This window comes from Pseudomonas sp. B111 (assembly GCF_026428275.1).
GTDB lineage: Bacteria > Pseudomonadota > Gammaproteobacteria > Pseudomonadales > Pseudomonadaceae > Pseudomonas > Pseudomonas aeruginosa.
The window spans coordinates 1,972,891-1,989,423 of the sequence record NZ_CP097857.1; the positions used below are offsets into that span (position 1 = coordinate 1,972,891).

The window sequence follows — 16,533 nt, forward strand, 5'->3', positions numbered from 1 at the left end:
AAAAACGCCGTGCCCGGTTGCCCGGGCACGGCGTTCCCCAATCGAACCAGCCGTGCTACTGCACCCAGTCCTTGACCCGTCCCGGGTTGGCCGCCACCCACTGCTTCGCCGCATCCTCGGGTTTGGCGCCCTCCTGGATCGCCAGCATCACCTGGCCGACCTCGTTGCCATCCTTCCAGCCGAACTTCTTCAGGAACTCCCAGACCGGCTTGGCCTTGGCTTCCAGCGCCGGGTTGGCGACGGTGTCGACATGCTCGGTATCGCCATAGACCTTCTTCGGGTCGTCGAGGAACTTCAGCTTCCACTTGGCGAACATCCAGTGCGGAATCCAGCCGGTCACCACCACCGGCTTCTTCTCGTTCTCGGCACGGGTCAGCTCGGCGATCATGCCGCTGCCGGAACTGGCCACCAGCTTGTAGTCGAGGCCATATTGCTTGATCGCCTCGTCGGTCTTGATCATCACCCCGGCGCCGGCATCGATGCCCACCACGCGGCCGCCGAAAGCGTCCTTCTGCGCCTGGAGGTCGGCGATGCTGTTGGCGCTCACGTATTCGGGGACGATCAGGCCGATGCGTGCGTCCGGGTAGTTGATGGCAAGGTTGACCACCTTATCCTTCATCTTCTCGTAGTAGGCGCCGTGGGTGCCCGGCAGCCAGGCCGAGAGCATGGCATCGAGCTTGCCGCGCGCCACGCCCTGCCACATGATCCCCGCCGCCACCGGCATCAGCTTCACCTCGTAGCCGAGCTTCTCGCGGATCACCTCGGCGGCCACATGGGTGGTCGCCACGCTGTCCGACCAGCCGTCCACGTAACCGATGGTGATCACCGGCTTGTCCGCCGCGGCCGCCATCCCCACCGCCGCCGACATTGCCAGGCCCGCACTCCAGCACAACAGTCGTCGCATCATTCGCATCAGACGTACCCCTTGTTCTATGCCGACGGGGACGCTCCCCGGCGGTCGCGGCACTCTGCGGTGCCGCCGTCCATCATCGGCGCGCCCGGACGGCGGACTGCTCTGAGAACGACACCCATCGCACCCGATAACGACATGCCTCGAACTGCGCTGCGGCACGCTGCGGATGTGCTCCGAGACAGTGCGATCGAAGCGCTCTATGCACTCGATTGGACAGGCCGATTTCCGCTTGGCCGAGCGCCTGGATAGGCTTTCGCCAAAGAGGAATGATTCTCGATCAAAGGAGAGCAGCCATGCTCAAGACCCTGACCTTCACCGTCATGCACTTCATCATCGCCTTCAGCGTGGCCTATGCGCTGACCGGCAGCATAGCGGTCGGCGGGCTGGTGGCGGCGGTCGAGCCGCTGTGCAACTCGGTCGGTTTCTACTTCCACGAGAAGATCTGGAAACGCTTCGAGAAAGACGGCGCGCCGCGCCCGGCTAGCGCCCACGGCTGGCTGCACCGCCACGCCTGAAGGGAAATTCGCGAGGCATGGCAAAAGGGGAAAAAAACGATTGGAACACTGGCTGCAATAACCCACTGCACTACTGAGGCTTGCAGTTGTCATAGTGGCAGTATATTCACTCAGTACTTTTCCCTCGAAGGGATTCCCCCGATGCCCCACTTCCTCCGTTTCGCTGCCCTGCTCGGCGGCCTCGCCCTCGGTTGTGCCAATCTGGCGCAGGCCCGGGACGTGGACGCCGCGAGCTACGGCTATCCACTGACCAACCCGTTCGAGGCGACCATCGCCACCACGCCGCCGGAACTGCGTCCCGAGCTTCCGCACAGCGAGGACATCGACCAGAAGGACTACAGCCTGAAATTGCGCCCGGAGCGCGAATTCGCCCTGCCGGACAACTTCTGGCCGGTGAAGAAGCTGCGCTACCGCCTGGCCCGCCAGGATCATGCGGCGCCGCTGATCTTCATCATTGCCGGGACTGGCGCCCACTACGCCAGCAGCTTCCCGGAATACCTGAAGAAGCTCTTCTACCAGGCCGGCTACCACGTGGTGCAGTTGTCCTCGCCGACCAGCTGGGACTTCATGGCCGGCGCCTCGCGCTTCGCCACGCCGGGCTTTTCCAGCGACGACGCCGACGACCTGTACCGGGTGATGCAGGCGGTGCGTGCGCAGCAGCGCGACCTGCCGGTGACCGACTACTACCTCACCGGCTATAGCCTGGGGGCGCTGAACGCCGCGTTCGTCAGCCACCTCGACGAAAGCCGCCAGAGCTTCAACTTCAAGAAGGTGCTGCTGCTCAATCCACCGGTGAACCTCTACACCTCGGTGAGCAACCTCGACAAACTGGTGGAAACCCAGGTCAAGGGCATCACCGACTCGCGCACCTTCTACGAGGTGGTGCTGAGCAAGCTGACCCGCTACTTCCGGCAGAAAGGCTACGTCGACATCAACGACGCCATGCTCTACGACTTCCAGCAGTCGAAGCAGCGCCTGAGCAACGAGGAAATGGCCATGCTGATCGGCACCTCGTTCCGTTTCTCCGCCGCCGACATCGCCTTCACCTCGGACCTGGTCAACCGTCGCGGCCTGATCACCCCGCCGAACTACCCGATCAACGAAGGCACCAGCCTGGAGCCCTTCTTCAAGCGCGCGCTGCAGTGCGACTTCGAGTGCTACATGACTGAGCAACTGATCCCGATGTGGCGAGCCCGTTACGACGGCGGCAGCCTGACCCAACTGGTCAACCAGGTCAGCCTCTACAAGCTGCAGGACTATCTGCACGACAGCCCGAAGATCGCCGTGATGCACAACGCCGACGACGTCATCCTCGGCCCGGGCGACCTCGGCTTCCTCCGCCGGACCTTCGGCGAACGCCTGACCGTCTATCCCTATGGCGGTCACTGCGGCAACCTCAACTACAAGGTCAACGCGCAGGACATGCTGGACTTCTTCGCCACGCCCGCTGCCGGACAGACCCAGGTCGCCAGCGCGGCCCTCACCCAGCAGGCAGGAAACTGATCGATGAGCCGAACCGCACACTGGATGTTCGCCCTTCTGCTGAGCGCTGCCGCCAGCGCCCAGGCCGACCAGGCCGCCGCGCCGGCCGAACTGCCGCCACGCCAGCTCGACGGCGACGGTTTCAGCCGTCCACTGGACCAACTCAAGTTCAATCCCGGCCTGGATCAACGCGAATTCGAGCGCGCCACCCTCGACGCACTGAACATGTACGATCCCTGGGAATCCTGGAACCGCCGGGTCTACCACTTCAACTATCGCTTCGACGAGTGGGTGTTCCTGCCCGTGGTACGAGGCTACGAATACGTCACCCCGCACTTCGTCCGCAGCGGCGTGAGCAATTTCTTCGACAACCTCGGCGACGTGCCCAATCTGCTGAACAACCTCGCCCAATTGAAGGGCAAGGCGGCGATGGAAACCACCGCGCGGCTGCTGTTCAACACCACCTTCGGCGTGCTCGGCCTGTGGGACCCGGCGACCAAGATGGGCCTGCACAAGCGCAGCGAGGATTTCGGCCAGACCCTCGGCTTCTACGGCGTGGGCGGCGGCCCCTACCTGGTGCTGCCGATCCTCGGCCCGTCCAACCTGCGCGACACCGGCGGACTGGTGGTGGACTACGTCGGCGAATACCAGGTGAACTACCTCAACGTTCCCCAGGCCAGCGGCGACCACCCGGAGATCACCGCCCTGCGCGTGGTGGACAGGCGCTACAACACCAGCTTCCGCTACGGCCAGATGAACTCGCCGTTCGAGTACGAGAAACTGCGCTACATCTATACCGAGGCGCGCAAGCTGCAGATCGCCGAGTGAGACGAAGAACCGTCGCCCTGTGCGGCGGTTTCTTTTCCTCAGAACAATTCAATAAATCGATAGGAATCACATAAAACTCGCAACCATATATCGACCAGAGAGGACTATCATCGAGCCATACACGAACCAGGAGGTTCCCATGACCCGCTACCGTGATGTCCTCGAACTGCATACCGGCCACCCCGCCTCCGATGGCGCCGGCGTCCGCCTGACCCGCGTGATCGGCGGCCCGTCCCCGGAACGCTTCGATCCGTTCCTGATGCTCGACCAGTTCGATACCCAGAACCCGGACGACTATGTCGCTGGCTTCCCTTCGCACCCGCACCGCGGCTTCGAGACCGTGACCTACATGCTCGAAGGACGCATGCGCCACGAAGACCACCTCGGCAATCGCGGCCTGCTCAAGCCCGGCGGCGTACAGTGGATGACCGCCGCCCACGGCATCATCCACAGCGAGATGCCGGAACAGGTGGAAGGCGCGATGCGTGGCTTCCAGCTGTGGGTCAACCTGCCGGCGAAGAGCAAGCTGGCTCCGGCCGGCTATCGCGATATCGAGCCGGAAGACGTGCCGCGCCTGGAAACCGCCGGAGGCGTGAAGGTCACGGTGATCGCCGGTCGCTTCGACGACGGCCAGGCGCAGCAGATCGGCGCCGTGGAAAGGCCGGACACCGAGCCGCACTACTACGACCTGCAACTGCCTGCCGGCGGCCGCATCGCCCCGCGCCTGCCGGACGGCCATCGCGTGCTGCTGTACGTCTACGAAGGCAGCCTGACGGTGGAAGGCGAACGCCCGGTGGAAATCGCCACCAATCGCCTGGCTCGGCTGTCCGAAGAAGGGGAACTGAGCCTGCGCAGCGAAGCCGGCGCCCGGGTACTGGTGCTCGCCGGCAAGCCGTTGCGCGAGCCGATCGTCCAGTACGGTCCGTTCGTGATGAACAGCCGCGAGGAAATCGAGCAGGCGCTACGCGACTATCGCGACGGTGTCCTGGCCGTCTGAACCGTGCGCGAGCCGCCCTTCGGGGCGGCTTTTTCCTTCCGCCTGTCCCGTCCTGAATAAGGTTTACCGCTCGATCCGCAGGAAGCGCTCCAGTTCCGCCCGCTTGCCCATCGCATCGTGGTAGCCCAGTTCGATCAGTTCGCTGCAATAGCCGCGCTCGAACAACAGGTAGCTCAATACCCCCGCCCCGCTGGCGCGGGTCGCTCCGGGACCGCGCAGGAAAAGCCGCAGCACCCGCGACAGCTCCCGGTAGTGCCGCGCGGCGATCTCGTCCAGCGGCCGGCTCGGCGACACCAGCAATACCTCCACCGGCTCCAGCCCACCCGCCTGGCGGCGCACCTCCGGCGCCACCAACTGGCCGATCTGGTTCATCCGCTGCAACTGCTCGATGTCGCCTTCCAGGCTGTCGATGAAGGTGCTGTTCAACAGGTGGGCGCCGATCTGCGCCAGGCTCGGCGGTCGGTCGGACGGCGGCAGGCCGGTCATGGCACTGTCGCCACCGGTGGCCGGGTTGCCGCTGACGCCGATCACCAGCACCCGCGTGGCGCCCAGGTGCAACGCCGGGCTGATGGGCGCCTGGGAACGCACCGCGCCGTCGCCGAAGTACTCGCGGTTGATCCGCACCGGCGGGAACAGCAGCGGGATCGCCGCGCTGGCCAGCAGGTGCCGAAGCTCCAGGCGGGTGGGAATGCCCAGGCGCCGATGGCGTACCCAGGGATCGATGGTCGCGCGCCCCTGGTAGAAGGTCACCGCCTGCCCCGACTCGTAGCCGAACGCGGTCACCGCCACCGCGCGCAACTGGCGCTGGCGCACCGCCGCATGAATCCCGGAAAAATCCAGCTCACGTGCCAGCAGCTCATGCAACGGCCGGTTGTCCAGCAACGCCACCGGCACCCGCCGCCCCAGGCCGAGCAGGCTATGGCCGAGGAAGCGCGAGGCCTGGCGGGTCACGCCCGGCCAGTCGCTGCGATAGACATGTTCGGTGCGGAATCCCTGCCAGACCGCGGTCAGGCGCTGGATCGCCTGGCGGAATTGCAGGGCGCCGCAAGCCAGGCCAACGGCGTTGATGGCGCCGGCGGAGGTACCGACGATGACCGGGAAAGGATTGCCGGCGCTGTCCGGCAGCAGGTCGGCGATGGCGGCCAGGACGCCGACCTGGTAGGCCGCGCGGGCGCCGCCCCCGGAAAGGATCAGGCCGGTGAGCGGCGGACGTGGGGCAAGGGGATCGGACACAGCGGGGCTTCCGTCATGAACTGCGGCGAGTATAGCCAGACCCCGCGCGCGTCCGGAATGCCCGTCCTCAGCGCTTGCGCCGTTTCGGATAGAGCTTGGCTTCGCCTGGCGGGCGGGTCTTGAAACGCCGGTGCGCCCACAGGTACTGCTCGGGCTGCTGGCGCACGCAACGCTCGACCCACTGGTTGATCCGCAGGCAATCGGCTTCCTCGCTCTCGCCGGGGAAGTCCTCCAGCGGCGGGTGGATGGTCAGGCGGTAACCGCTGCCATCGGCCAGACGGCTCTGGGTGAACGGCAACACCCGCGCCCGGCCCAGGCGGGCGAACTTGGTAGTGGCGGTGACGGTGGCCGCCGGGATGCCGAACAGCGGCACGAACAGGCTCTGCTTGGCGCCGTAGTCCTGGTCCGGTGCGTACCAGATGGCGCGGCCGCCACGCAGCACCTTGAGCATCGAGCGCACGTCCTCGCGCTCGATGGCGGTGGCATCGAGGTTATGCCGCTCGCGGCCACGGCGCTGGATGTAGTCGAACACCGGGTTGTCGTGCTCACGGTACATGCCGTCGATGGTGTGCACCTGGCCGAGCAGCGCCGCGCCGATCTCCAGGGTGGTGAAATGCAGGGCCATGAGGATCACCCCCTCGCCCTTGGCCTGGGCCTCGCGCAGATGCTCCAGGCCTTCTATATGGGCAAGACGGGCCAGGCGCGCCTTCGGCCACCACCAGCTCATGGCCATCTCGAAGAAGGCGATGCCGCTGGAGGCGAAGTTCTCCTTCAGCAGACGCTCGCGTTCGGCGGGCGACTTTTCCGGAAAGCACAGTTCGAGGTTGCGCGCGGCAATCTCGCGGCGCGAGCCGACCAAGCGGTACATCAGCGCCCCCAGGCCACGGCCGAGCATCAGCAGGACGGGATACGGCAACTGCACCACCAGCCAGAGCAGTCCCAGGCCGAACCAGAGCGGCCAGTAGCGGGGATGGAGGAAAGCGCTGGAGAAACGGGGGCGATCCATGGACGGTTCCGACGACGATCAAAGCCCGCCATTCTACCCTGCCCGCCGTCCCGGCGGGACGCCGCGTTGCCGATCGATGCCGCCCCGGCTATCTGCCACGCTTGCGGGCATCCGGCGTTCTCGTTATAAGTCCCTGCAATTCAACGACCGACAAGCCCCATGAGCCAAGCCGACCTCCTCGATCAAGACCCCGTATTCCAGCTCAAGGGCAGCATGCTCGCGGTGACCATCCTCGAACTGGCGCACAACGACCTGGCGAGGCTCGAACGGCAACTCGCCGACAAGGTGGCGCAAGCGCCCAACTTCTTCCGCGACACCCCCCTGGTCATGGCCCTCGACAAGCTGCCCGAAGGCGAAGGCCGCCTTGACCTGCCGGCGCTCCTCGAGGTCTGTCGCCGCCACGGCCTGCGCACCCTGGCGATCCGCGCCGGGCGCGAGGAGGACATCGCCGCCGCCCAGGCCCTGGACCTGCCGGTGCTGCCGCCCTCGGGCGCCCGCGAACGACCGCTGGACATCAAGGACAGCGCCCCGCGCAAGCCTGCCGAAGAGCCCAGCCCGAGCGCCGGTGAAGCCAGGCCCGAGCCGGCCAAGGCGGAAGAGAAGCCCGCCGACCCCGTCAGCCGCCCGACCAAGGTGGTGAAGACTCCGGTGCGCGGCGGCATGCAGATCTACGCCGCCGGCGGCGACCTGATCGTGCTGGCCGCGGTCAGCCCCGGCGCGGAACTTCTCGCCGACGGAAACATCCATGTGTACGGCCCGATGCGCGGACGCGCACTGGCCGGCGTGAAAGGCGACGCCACGGCGCGAATCTTCTGCCAGCAGTTGGCCGCCGAACTGGTCTCCATCGCCGGTAACTACAAGGTCGCGGAGGACCTGCGACGCAGCCCGCAGTGGGGCAAGGCAGTGCACGTCAGCCTGTCGGGTGACGTGTTGAACATCACCCGCCTTTAACGGATACTGCCGCCACTTTCAGGGACCAGAATTCTTACGTTTTTCATTGGGGTGAATCACCTTGGCCAAAATTCTCGTAGTCACTTCCGGTAAGGGTGGCGTCGGTAAAACCACCACCAGCGCAGCTATCGGCACCGGCCTGGCCTTGCGCGGTTTCAAGACCGCCATCGTCGACTTCGACGTCGGCCTGCGTAACCTCGACCTGATCATGGGCTGCGAACGCCGCGTGGTGTACGACTTCGTCAACGTCGTCAACGGCGAGGCCACCCTCACCCAGGCCCTGATCAAGGACAAGCGCCTCGAAAACCTGCATGTCCTGGCCGCCAGCCAGACCCGCGACAAGGACGCCCTGACCAAGGAAGGCGTCGAGAAAGTCATGGCCGAGCTGCGCAAGGACTTCGAATACATCATCTGCGACTCCCCGGCGGGCATCGAGAAAGGCGCCCACCTGGCCATGTACTTCGCCGACGAAGCGATCGTCGTGACCAACCCCGAGGTTTCCTCGGTACGCGACTCCGACCGCATGCTCGGCCTGCTGGCAAGCAAGTCGCAGCGCGCCGAGAAAGGCGAGGAGCCGATCAAGGAACACCTGCTGCTGACCCGCTACAACCCGGAGCGCGTCACCAAGGGCGAGATGCTCGGCGTCGACGACGTCGAGGAAATCCTCGCCATCCGCCTGCTCGGGGTGATCCCGGAATCCCAGGCCGTGCTCAAGGCGTCGAACCAGGGCGTGCCGGTGATCCTCGACGAGCAGAGCGACGCCGGCCAGGCGTACAGCGATGCGGTCGACCGCCTGCTCGGCAAGGAAATACCGCATCGGTTCCTCGATGTGCAGAAGAAAGGATTCCTGCAAAGACTGTTCGGAGGACGTGAATGAGCCTTTTAGACTTCTTTCGCAGTCGGAAATCGCAGAACAGCGCTTCCATCGCGAAAGAACGACTGCAGATCATCGTTGCCCACGAACGTGGCCAGCGCGCACAGCCGGATTATCTGCCCCAGTTGCAGAAAGACCTGCTGGAAGTGATCCGCAAGTACGTACCGATCGACCAGGAGCAGATCCAGGTGGAACTGGAGAACCAGGGCAACTGCTCTATCCTGGAACTCAACATCACCCTGCCGGATCGTTGATTCGCCCAGGGTCCATACTGCGGCGGCCATTGGCCGCCGCAGTCGTTTCACCGAGCCTGCCCGCCAGGCTCCCTGCCGCCTCCCGGCGATGAGCCCGTTCGCTATGCCGCTGTCCCAGATCCGAATCGTTCACCAGGATGACGCCCTGCTGGTGGTCGACAAGCCCACCCTGCTGCTGTCGGTGCCCGGCCGCGCCGATGACAACAAGGACTGCCTGGTCACCCGCCTGCAGGAAAACGGCTATCCCGAGGCCCGCATCGTCCACCGCCTGGACTGGGAAACCTCCGGCCTGATGGTGCTCGCCCGCGACGCCGACAGCCACCGCGAGCTGTCCCGCCAGTTCCACGACCGCGAGACCGAGAAAGCCTATACCGCCCTTTGCTGGGGCCTGCCGGAACTGGACAGCGGGCGCATCGAACTGCCGCTGCGCTACGACCCGCCGACCAAGCCGCGTCACGTGGTGGACTTCGAGCACGGCCGCCACGCCCTGACCTTCTGGCGTGTGGTCGAGCGTCATGAGCGCTGGAGCAGGGTCGAGCTGACACCGATCACCGGCCGTTCGCACCAGTTGCGCGTGCACATGCTCTCCATCGGCCATCCGCTGCTCGGCGACCGCCTCTACGCCAACCCCGAAGCCCTCGCCGCCCACGAACGCCTGTGCCTGCACGCCAGCCTGCTGTGCCTGACCCATCCGCAGAGCGGCGAACGCCTGCGCTTCGAGTCGCCGGCGCCGTTCTGAGCCTGCCCCGCCGCGTCCCGGCCCGCCGGGACGTCGCCCGCCGATTTCCGGTACCCCGTCTTGCCATACAACGACCAGCTTCCGCTTTTTCTGGCCGGCCCCGCCGCCAACGACCTGAACCCCGTCGGACAATACGATAGACTGCATGGATTGCCGTCCGGAGCCACTATGCGCGCAGAACTCAACCAGGGCCTGATCGATTTCCTCAAGGCCTCGCCCACGCCTTTCCATGCTACCGCCAGCCTCGCCCGCCGCCTGGAATCCGCCGGCTACCGCCGCCTCGACGAGCGCGACGCCTGGCACACCGAAGCCGGCGGCCGCTACTACGTGACCCGTAACGACTCGTCGCTGATCGCCATCCGCCTGGGCCGTCGCTCGCCCCTGGAAAGCGGCTTCCGCCTGGTCGGCGCGCACACCGACAGCCCCTGCCTGCGGGTCAAGCCGAACCCGGAGATCGCTCGCAACGGCTTCCTCCAGCTCGGCGTCGAAGTCTATGGCGGCGCCCTCTTCGCCCCCTGGTTCGACCGCGACCTGTCACTGGCCGGGCGCGTCACCTTCCGCGCCAATGGCAAGCTGGAAAGCCGCCTGGTCGACTTCCGCAAGGCCATCGCGGTCATCCCCAACCTGGCCATCCATCTCAACCGTGCCGCCAACGAGGGTTGGCCGATCAACGCGCAGAACGAACTGCCGCCGATCATCGCCCAACTGGCGCCGGGCGAGGCCGCCGACTTCCGCCTGCTGCTCGACGAACAGCTGCTGCGCGAGCACGGCATCACCGCCGACGTGGTACTGGACTACGAGCTGTCGTTCTACGACACCCAGTCCGCCGCGGTGGTAGGCCTCAACGACGAGTTCATCGCCGGGGCGCGCCTGGACAACCTGCTGTCCTGCCACGCCGGCCTGGAAGCCCTGCTCAACGCCGAAGGCGACGAGAACTGCATCCTGGTCTGCACCGACCACGAGGAAGTCGGTTCCTGTTCGCATTGCGGCGCCGACGGTCCGTTCCTCGAACAGGTACTGCGCCGCCTGCTGCCGGAAGGCGACGCCTTCAGCCGGGCGATCCAGCGCTCGCTGCTGGTCTCGGCCGACAACGCCCATGGCGTACACCCGAACTACGCCGACAAGCACGACGCCAACCATGGCCCGGCGCTGAACGGCGGTCCGGTGATCAAGATCAACAGCAACCAGCGCTATGCCACCAACAGCGAAACCGCCGGCTTCTTCCGCCACCTCTGTCAGGACAGCGAAGTGCCGGTGCAGAGCTTCGTGACCCGCAGCGACATGGGATGCGGCTCGACCATCGGCCCGATCACCGCCAGCCAGGTCGGCGTGCGCACCGTCGACATAGGCCTGCCGACCTTCGCCATGCACTCGATTCGCGAGCTGGCCGGCAGCCATGACCTGGCGCACCTGGTCAAGGTGCTCGGCGCCTTCTACGCCAGCAGCGAGCTGCCCTGAGCGCCAGCCTCGCTCACGCCCCGGGCATTCGCCCGGGGCCACTCAGGCGTGCGCAGCGTGCCATTCGCTGCGCAACAGCGTGTAGATCGCATGGTCGTGGGCACGCCCGGCGATGATCTCGTTGGCCCGGATCACTCCGTCGCGCCGGAAGCCCTGGCGCTCGGCGGCGCGCTGGCTGCGCAGGTTCTCGGTGGAACAGCGGATCACCAGGCGCTGCAGGTCGTAGCCAAGGAAACCCAGCTCGATCGTCTTCCCCAGCGCCCTGGCGAGCAGCCCGCGCCCTTGCGCGGACGCCGCCAGCCAGTAGCCGATGCTGGCGCTGCGGCTGTCCTCGGTGAAATCGTGCAGGTCGATGACGCCGACCAGGCATCCGGATTCGACGATCCCGCAGCGGCAACTCCTGCGCTCCGCCCACAACCGCTGGCCTTCGCCAATGAAACGGCGGGTATCGTCCGCGCTCTGCGTCAGTGGCACCCACGGCATCCAGGGCGCCAGGTGCTCGCTGTTGGCGCGCACCAGGCGGAACAGTTCCTCGGCGCGCGGCTGGTCGAGCAGCTCCAGGTGCAGGTCGGACGAAATCGGCAGTATGAACATGCGAGGGCTCCTTTTCCCGGGAGCCCATCCTCGCAGAAGGTGCCGCAGGTCGTCGACGCGTGGCGTTACTGCGGTACCTCGACGCTGATATGGATGGCGTCGTGGCGCCAGAACTCCAGGTCGCAGTCGATCAGCCGACCACGCTGGTCGCGGTTGATCCGGCTGATGCGCAGGGCCGGGCTGCCCACCGCCACCTTCAGCGGCGCCGCAGCCTCGGCATGCAGTGCAGTGGGCACCATGTCGAAACGCACCCGCCCATAGTGGATGCCGTACTCGCTGGCATAGAGTTCGGTCAGCGAGCGGGTCAGGTCGTGGCCGAGGATTCCGGGGAAGTACTGCGCGTTCAGGTAGTGCTCGACATACAGCACCAGCCGCCCGTCCACCCGCCGCGCCCGGCGGATCTGGTAGACGCTGGACAGCGCCGGCAGCTCCAGCAGCTCGCAAACCGCCGCGCTCGCCGGCATCTGCCGGGCCGACAGAACCTCGGTCGCCGGCACCCGGCCCTGTTCGCTGACCATCGCATGGAAGTGGCTGCGGACCAGCGGGTTATAGGCCAGCCGCTCGGGGGAGACGAACCAGCCGCGGCGCTCCTCGCGGTAGATCAGGCCCTGCGACTCCAGCTGGATCAGCGCCTCGCGCAGGGTGATCCGGGTCGTCGCGAACAGCTCGCTGAGCTTGCGCTCGGCCGGCAGCTTGCCACCCGCCGGCAGCAGACCATGGCCGATCTGCTCGCTGAGCGCCCGGCAGATCGCCGTTACGGTGGGTAGCGCTTCGTCACGCATCGACTGCTTCCTTATTGGTCTAGTCCAGCCCCAGCCAGGGGCACTTCCACCGGCCCGCCCTGCGCCTCCGGCTCGTCCGATGCTAGGAAACCCAGATGACCGGGACGTGACAGGCACAAGACAGCGGTCTTCCCGGAAGCGCCCGACGCCCATGGAATCGAGGGCTTAAGCATGGTCTACGCTTCTGCGGATGCAAGCCGCGGCGATGCCAGGCGCGGCTAGCTGACATGAAACCGTCATCCAGCGGCTCTAGATTGGCCTGGGTCTTGCTGATCTAGACCACACCCGCGGCAGTCCCGCCCGAAGGAGCGTCGAGAACTCCCGAGGCTGCCCGACCGAACCTCTCGAACGAAGGAGCACCGAATGAAACGCATGCTTGCTTCATTGCTGGGAACCGCCATCGCCCTCGGCAGCGGCCTGGCGTTGGCCGCCGAAGCGGACCTGCAGGCGCTGGAACAGGCCGCGCGCAAGGAAGGCCAGGTCAACAGCGTCGGCATGCCCGACAGCTGGGCGAACTGGAAGGACACCTGGAAGGACCTTGAGAGCAAGTATGGGCTCAAGCACATGGATACCGACATGAGTTCGGCCCAGGAGCTGGCCAAGTTCAAGGCCGAGAAGGACAACGCCAGCGCCGACATCGGCGACGTCGGCGCCGCCTTCGGCCCCATCGCCGTGCAGCAGGGCGTCAGCCAGCCGTACAAGCCGAGCACCTGGGAACAGATCCCGGCCTGGGCCAAGGACCAGGACGGCCACTGGGCGCTCGCCTACACCGGGACCATCGCCTTCATCGTCAACAAACAACTGGTGAAGGACGTACCGCACAGCTGGGCCGACCTGCTGCAGGGCAAGTACAAGGTCACCATCGGCGACGTCAGCGCTGCCGCCCAGGCGGTCAATGGGGTGCTCGCCGCGGCCATCGCCAACGGCGGCGACGAGAAGAACATCAAGCCGGGCCTGGAGTTCTTCGGCAAGATCGCCAAGCAGGGCCGCCTGTCGCTGACCAACCCGGTGATCGCCACCCTGGAAAAGGGCGAGGTCGAAGTCGGCATCGTCTGGGACTTCAACGGCCTCAGCTACCGCCAGCAGATCGACCCGGAGCGCTTCGAGGTGCTGATCCCCTCGGACGGCTCGGTGATCTCCGGCTACACCACCATCATCAACAAGTACGCCAAGCACCCGAACGCCGCCAAGCTCGCCCGCGAGTACATCTTCAGCGACGCCGGACAGATCAACCTGGCCAAGGGCAACGCGCGACCGATCCGCGCCGAGAGCCTGACCCTGCCGGACGACGTGAAGGCCCAACTGCTGCCCAACGAGCAGTACGCCAAGGCCCAGCCGATCAAGGACGCCAAGGCCTGGGAGGAAACCTCCAAGCGCCTGCCGCGGCAGTGGCAGGAAGCGGTGATCATCAACATGCAGTGACGCGGAGCGCGGCCGCCCTCGCCGGCGGCCGCCCCGCATCGACGGATACCCCGAATGCGCCACGACGTCATCCTCGTCCTGCTGGACGGCCTCAACCACAGCGTCGCCCGCGACTGCATGGGGCATCTCCAGGCCCTCTGCGGCGCCGGCCGCGGCCAGTCGTACCGCCTGGAATGCGAGTTGCCTTCGCTGTCCCGGCCGCTCTACGAATGCATCCTCACCGGAGTGCCGCCGATCGATAGCGGCATCCTGCACAACGACGTGGTCCGCCTGAGCCAGGAACAGAGCCTGTTCCACTATGCCCGCGCGGCCGGCCTGAGTACCGCGGCAGCGGCCTACCACTGGGTCAGCGAACTGTACAACCGCGCGCCGTTCGACCCGGCCCGCGACCGCCACACCGACGACAGCGCACTGCCGATCCAGCGCGGACACTTCTACTGGAACGACCACTATCCGGACTCGCACCTGTTCGCCGATGCGGAAAGCCTGCGCCGCCGGCACGCACCGAACTTCATGCTGGTCCACTCGATGAACATCGACGACGCCGGGCACAGGCACGGCCTCGCCAGTCCCGCCTACCGCAACGCCGCGCGGCGCGCCGACGCGCTGCTGTCGGAATACCTGCACCAGTGGCTGGCGGCCGGCTACCAGGTGGCGATCACCGCCGATCACGGAATGAACGAGGACCGCAGCCACGGCGGCATCCTCGAGGAGGAGCGCGAGGTGCCGCTGTTCGTCTTCGGCGACGCCTTCAGCCGCGACGACCTGGCGCAACCGCTGCAGACCGACCTCTGCGGCACGCTCTGCGAAATCCTCGGCGCCGCCCACGACAAACCCGTCTGCCGGGAGCTGCTCGCCCCATGAAACGACTCTCCGGCAAATGGCTGGCGCTGCTGTTCCTGCTGCCCTTCGCGGCGTTCTTCGTGATTTTCCAGATAGCGCCGCTGGCCTGGGTCGCGCTGAACAGCCTGAAGGCCAGCGATGCCTGGAGCCTGGCCAACTACCTCGAGCTGTTCGGCTCGCCCTTCTACCGCCAGGCGATCCGCCATAGCCTGGAGATCGCCGGCTGGTCGAGCCTGCTCGGCCTGCTCATCGCGGTGCTCGGCAGCCATTCGCTGCGCCACGTCGACAGCCGCCTGCGCGACTTCGTCATGGCCTTCTCCAACATGACCAGCAACTTCGCCGGGGTACCGCTGGCGTTCGCCTTCATCATCCTGCTCGGCTTCAACGGCGCGCTGACCCTGTTACTCAAGCAGGCCGGCTGGATCGACGACTTCAATCTCTACTCGAAGACCGGCCTGATAATCCTCTACACCTATTTCCAGATCCCCCTCGGGGTGATGCTGCTCTACCCGGCCTTCGACGCCCTGCGCGAGGACTGGCGCGAGTCCGCCGCGCTGCTCGGCGCCAACGGCTGGCAGTACTGGCGACACATCGGCATCCCGGTGCTGACCCCGGCACTGCTGGGCACCTTCGTCATCCTCCTGGCCAATGCCCTCGGCGCCTACGCCACGGTGTACTCGCTGACCACCGGCAACTTCAACGTGATCCCGATCCGCATCGGCGCGCTGGTCGCCGGCGACGTGTTCCCCGACCCGAACATGGCCAGCGCGCTGGCCATGGTGCTGGTCGGCCTGATGACCCTGATCACCCTGGTCCACCAATGGCTGCTGCGCAGGAGCTACCATGTCGCGCGCTGATCGACGTCCTGCCGCGCTCTACCATCGCCTGGTGGTCTGCGCGCTGTTCCTGATCCTGGTCCTGCCGCTGGCGGCGACCCTGCTCTACTCGCTGGCCACCCAGTGGTCGGCGACCCTGCTGCCGGACGGCCTGACCCTGAAGTGGTACCTGACACTGTGGAGCGACCAGCGCTTCCTGCTGGCCTTCGCCCGCTCGCTGCTGGTCTGCTTCGGCGCCCTGGCGTTCAGCGTGTTGCTGATCCTGCCGCTGATGTTCGTCATCCACTACCACTTCCCGCGCCTGGACGGCGTGATGAACGTGCTCATCCTGCTGCCCTTCGCGGTGCCGCCGATCGTCTCCTCGGTGGGCCTGCTGCAACTCTATGCCAGCGGACCGCTGGAAATGATCGGCACGCCCTGGGTGCTGGTCGGCTGCTACTTCACCATCGCCCTGCCGTTCATGTACCGGGCGATCACCAACAACCTGCAGGCGATCAACCTGCGCGACCTGATGGACGCCGCCCACCTGCTCGGCGCCAGCACCTGGAAGGCGGCGCTGCTGGTCGTGCTGCCGAACCTGCGCAAGGGCGTGATGGTGGCCCTGCTGCTGTCGTTCTCCTTCCTCATCGGCGAATTCGTCTTCGCCAACCTGCTGGTCGGTACCCGCTACGAGACCCTGCAGGTGTTCCTCAACAACATGCGCAACAGCAGCGGCCACTACACCAGCGCAGTGGTGGTCTCCTACTTCGTGTTCGTCCTGGTCCTGACCTGGGCGGCCAACCGACTGAACAAGGACAAGGCCTGAT

18 protein-coding genes are annotated in these 16,533 nt (G+C 66.1%); 13 read left to right on the forward strand and 5 right to left on the reverse strand.

Annotated features, from left to right (window positions below; genetic code table 11):
* Positions 1-55 precede the first annotated feature (55 nt).
* On the reverse strand, positions 56-913 hold the full coding sequence (locus tag M6E97_RS09440) for a glycine betaine ABC transporter substrate-binding protein (RefSeq protein WP_003114808.1): 858 nt from the start codon (positions 911-913) through the stop codon (positions 56-58).
* A 293-nt stretch (positions 914-1,206) separates the two neighbouring features.
* On the opposite strand from M6E97_RS09440, the gene M6E97_RS09445 reads away from it, so the two are divergent.
* The 4 genes from M6E97_RS09445 (at position 1,207) to M6E97_RS09460 (ending at position 4,735) form a co-directional block, all read left to right on the forward strand.
* Positions 1,207-1,428, forward strand: coding sequence for a DUF2061 domain-containing protein (locus M6E97_RS09445; RefSeq protein ID WP_003091551.1), 222 nt, complete (start codon positions 1,207-1,209; stop codon positions 1,426-1,428).
* Positions 1,429-1,569: 141 nt separating this feature from the next.
* Positions 1,570-2,931 (forward strand): alpha/beta fold hydrolase, encoded by a 1,362-nt coding sequence (locus M6E97_RS09450; protein ID WP_031685568.1) that lies wholly within the window; start codon positions 1,570-1,572, stop codon positions 2,929-2,931.
* Positions 2,932-2,934: 3 nt separating this feature from the next.
* Positions 2,935-3,738, forward strand: a complete 804-nt coding sequence (locus M6E97_RS09455; protein ID WP_023111525.1) for a VacJ family lipoprotein — start codon at positions 2,935-2,937, stop codon at positions 3,736-3,738.
* Positions 3,739-3,877: 139 nt separating this feature from the next.
* A complete protein-coding gene (locus M6E97_RS09460) occupies positions 3,878-4,735 on the forward strand; it encodes a pirin family protein (protein WP_003109175.1) in 858 nt (285 codons plus the stop codon).
* A 63-nt stretch (positions 4,736-4,798) separates the two neighbouring features.
* Here M6E97_RS09460 and M6E97_RS09465 read toward each other — a convergent pair whose 3' ends face one another.
* Complete coding sequence (locus M6E97_RS09465; RefSeq protein WP_003091575.1) at positions 4,799-5,968, reverse strand: patatin-like phospholipase family protein; 1,170 nt, start codon at positions 5,966-5,968, stop codon at positions 4,799-4,801.
* Positions 5,969-6,035: 67 nt separating this feature from the next.
* Positions 6,036-6,974 (reverse strand): lipid A biosynthesis lauroyl acyltransferase, encoded by a 939-nt coding sequence (locus M6E97_RS09470; RefSeq protein WP_003091577.1) that lies wholly within the window; start codon positions 6,972-6,974, stop codon positions 6,036-6,038.
* Between the two features lie 159 nt (positions 6,975-7,133).
* Here M6E97_RS09470 and minC point away from each other — a divergent pair, with 159 nt between their 5' ends.
* From minC to M6E97_RS09495, 5 genes are all read left to right on the forward strand, one after another.
* A complete protein-coding gene (gene minC, locus M6E97_RS09475) occupies positions 7,134-7,925 on the forward strand; it encodes a septum site-determining protein MinC (protein WP_003109174.1) in 792 nt (263 codons plus the stop codon).
* 61 nt (positions 7,926-7,986) lie between these two features.
* Positions 7,987-8,802, forward strand: a complete 816-nt coding sequence (gene minD / locus M6E97_RS09480) for a septum site-determining protein MinD (protein ID WP_033938792.1) — start codon at positions 7,987-7,989, stop codon at positions 8,800-8,802.
* Positions 8,799-9,053, forward strand: coding sequence for a cell division topological specificity factor MinE (gene minE, locus M6E97_RS09485; protein WP_003091581.1), 255 nt, complete (start codon positions 8,799-8,801; stop codon positions 9,051-9,053). Before minD ends, minE begins: the two co-directional genes overlap by 4 nt.
* 103 nt (positions 9,054-9,156) lie before the next feature.
* Positions 9,157-9,792 (forward strand): RluA family pseudouridine synthase, encoded by a 636-nt coding sequence (locus M6E97_RS09490; RefSeq protein ID WP_003091582.1) that lies wholly within the window; start codon positions 9,157-9,159, stop codon positions 9,790-9,792.
* Between the two features lie 168 nt (positions 9,793-9,960).
* Positions 9,961-11,250, forward strand: coding sequence for a M18 family aminopeptidase (locus tag M6E97_RS09495; RefSeq protein WP_023100908.1), 1,290 nt, complete (start codon positions 9,961-9,963; stop codon positions 11,248-11,250).
* Positions 11,251-11,292: 42 nt separating this feature from the next.
* Here the strand turns inward: M6E97_RS09495 and M6E97_RS09500 are convergent, their stop codons facing one another.
* Positions 11,293-11,844 (reverse strand): GNAT family N-acetyltransferase, encoded by a 552-nt coding sequence (locus tag M6E97_RS09500; RefSeq protein ID WP_009313721.1) that lies wholly within the window; start codon positions 11,842-11,844, stop codon positions 11,293-11,295.
* A 65-nt stretch (positions 11,845-11,909) separates the two neighbouring features.
* On the reverse strand, positions 11,910-12,626 hold the full coding sequence (locus M6E97_RS09505; protein ID WP_003091585.1) for a UTRA domain-containing protein: 717 nt from the start codon (positions 12,624-12,626) through the stop codon (positions 11,910-11,912).
* A gap of 363 nt (positions 12,627-12,989) precedes the next feature.
* On the opposite strand from M6E97_RS09505, the gene M6E97_RS09510 reads away from it, so the two are divergent.
* From M6E97_RS09510 to M6E97_RS09525, 4 genes are read left to right on the forward strand one after another with little or no spacing between them, the layout of a single operon-like run.
* Positions 12,990-14,048: an ABC transporter substrate-binding protein gene (locus tag M6E97_RS09510; protein ID WP_003091586.1), complete on the forward strand. Its 1,059-nt coding sequence runs from the start codon at positions 12,990-12,992 to the stop codon at positions 14,046-14,048.
* Positions 14,049-14,102: 54 nt separating this feature from the next.
* Positions 14,103-14,912, forward strand: coding sequence for an alkaline phosphatase family protein (locus tag M6E97_RS09515; protein ID WP_003109171.1), 810 nt, complete (start codon positions 14,103-14,105; stop codon positions 14,910-14,912).
* Entirely contained in the window at positions 14,909-15,748 is an 840-nt protein-coding gene (locus tag M6E97_RS09520; RefSeq protein ID WP_003091588.1) for an ABC transporter permease, read from the forward strand. Before M6E97_RS09515 ends, M6E97_RS09520 begins: the two co-directional genes overlap by 4 nt.
* Complete coding sequence (locus M6E97_RS09525) at positions 15,735-16,532, forward strand: ABC transporter permease (RefSeq protein ID WP_003091589.1); 798 nt, start codon at positions 15,735-15,737, stop codon at positions 16,530-16,532. Before M6E97_RS09520 ends, M6E97_RS09525 begins: the two co-directional genes overlap by 14 nt.
* Position 16,533: the final 1 nt, after the last annotated feature.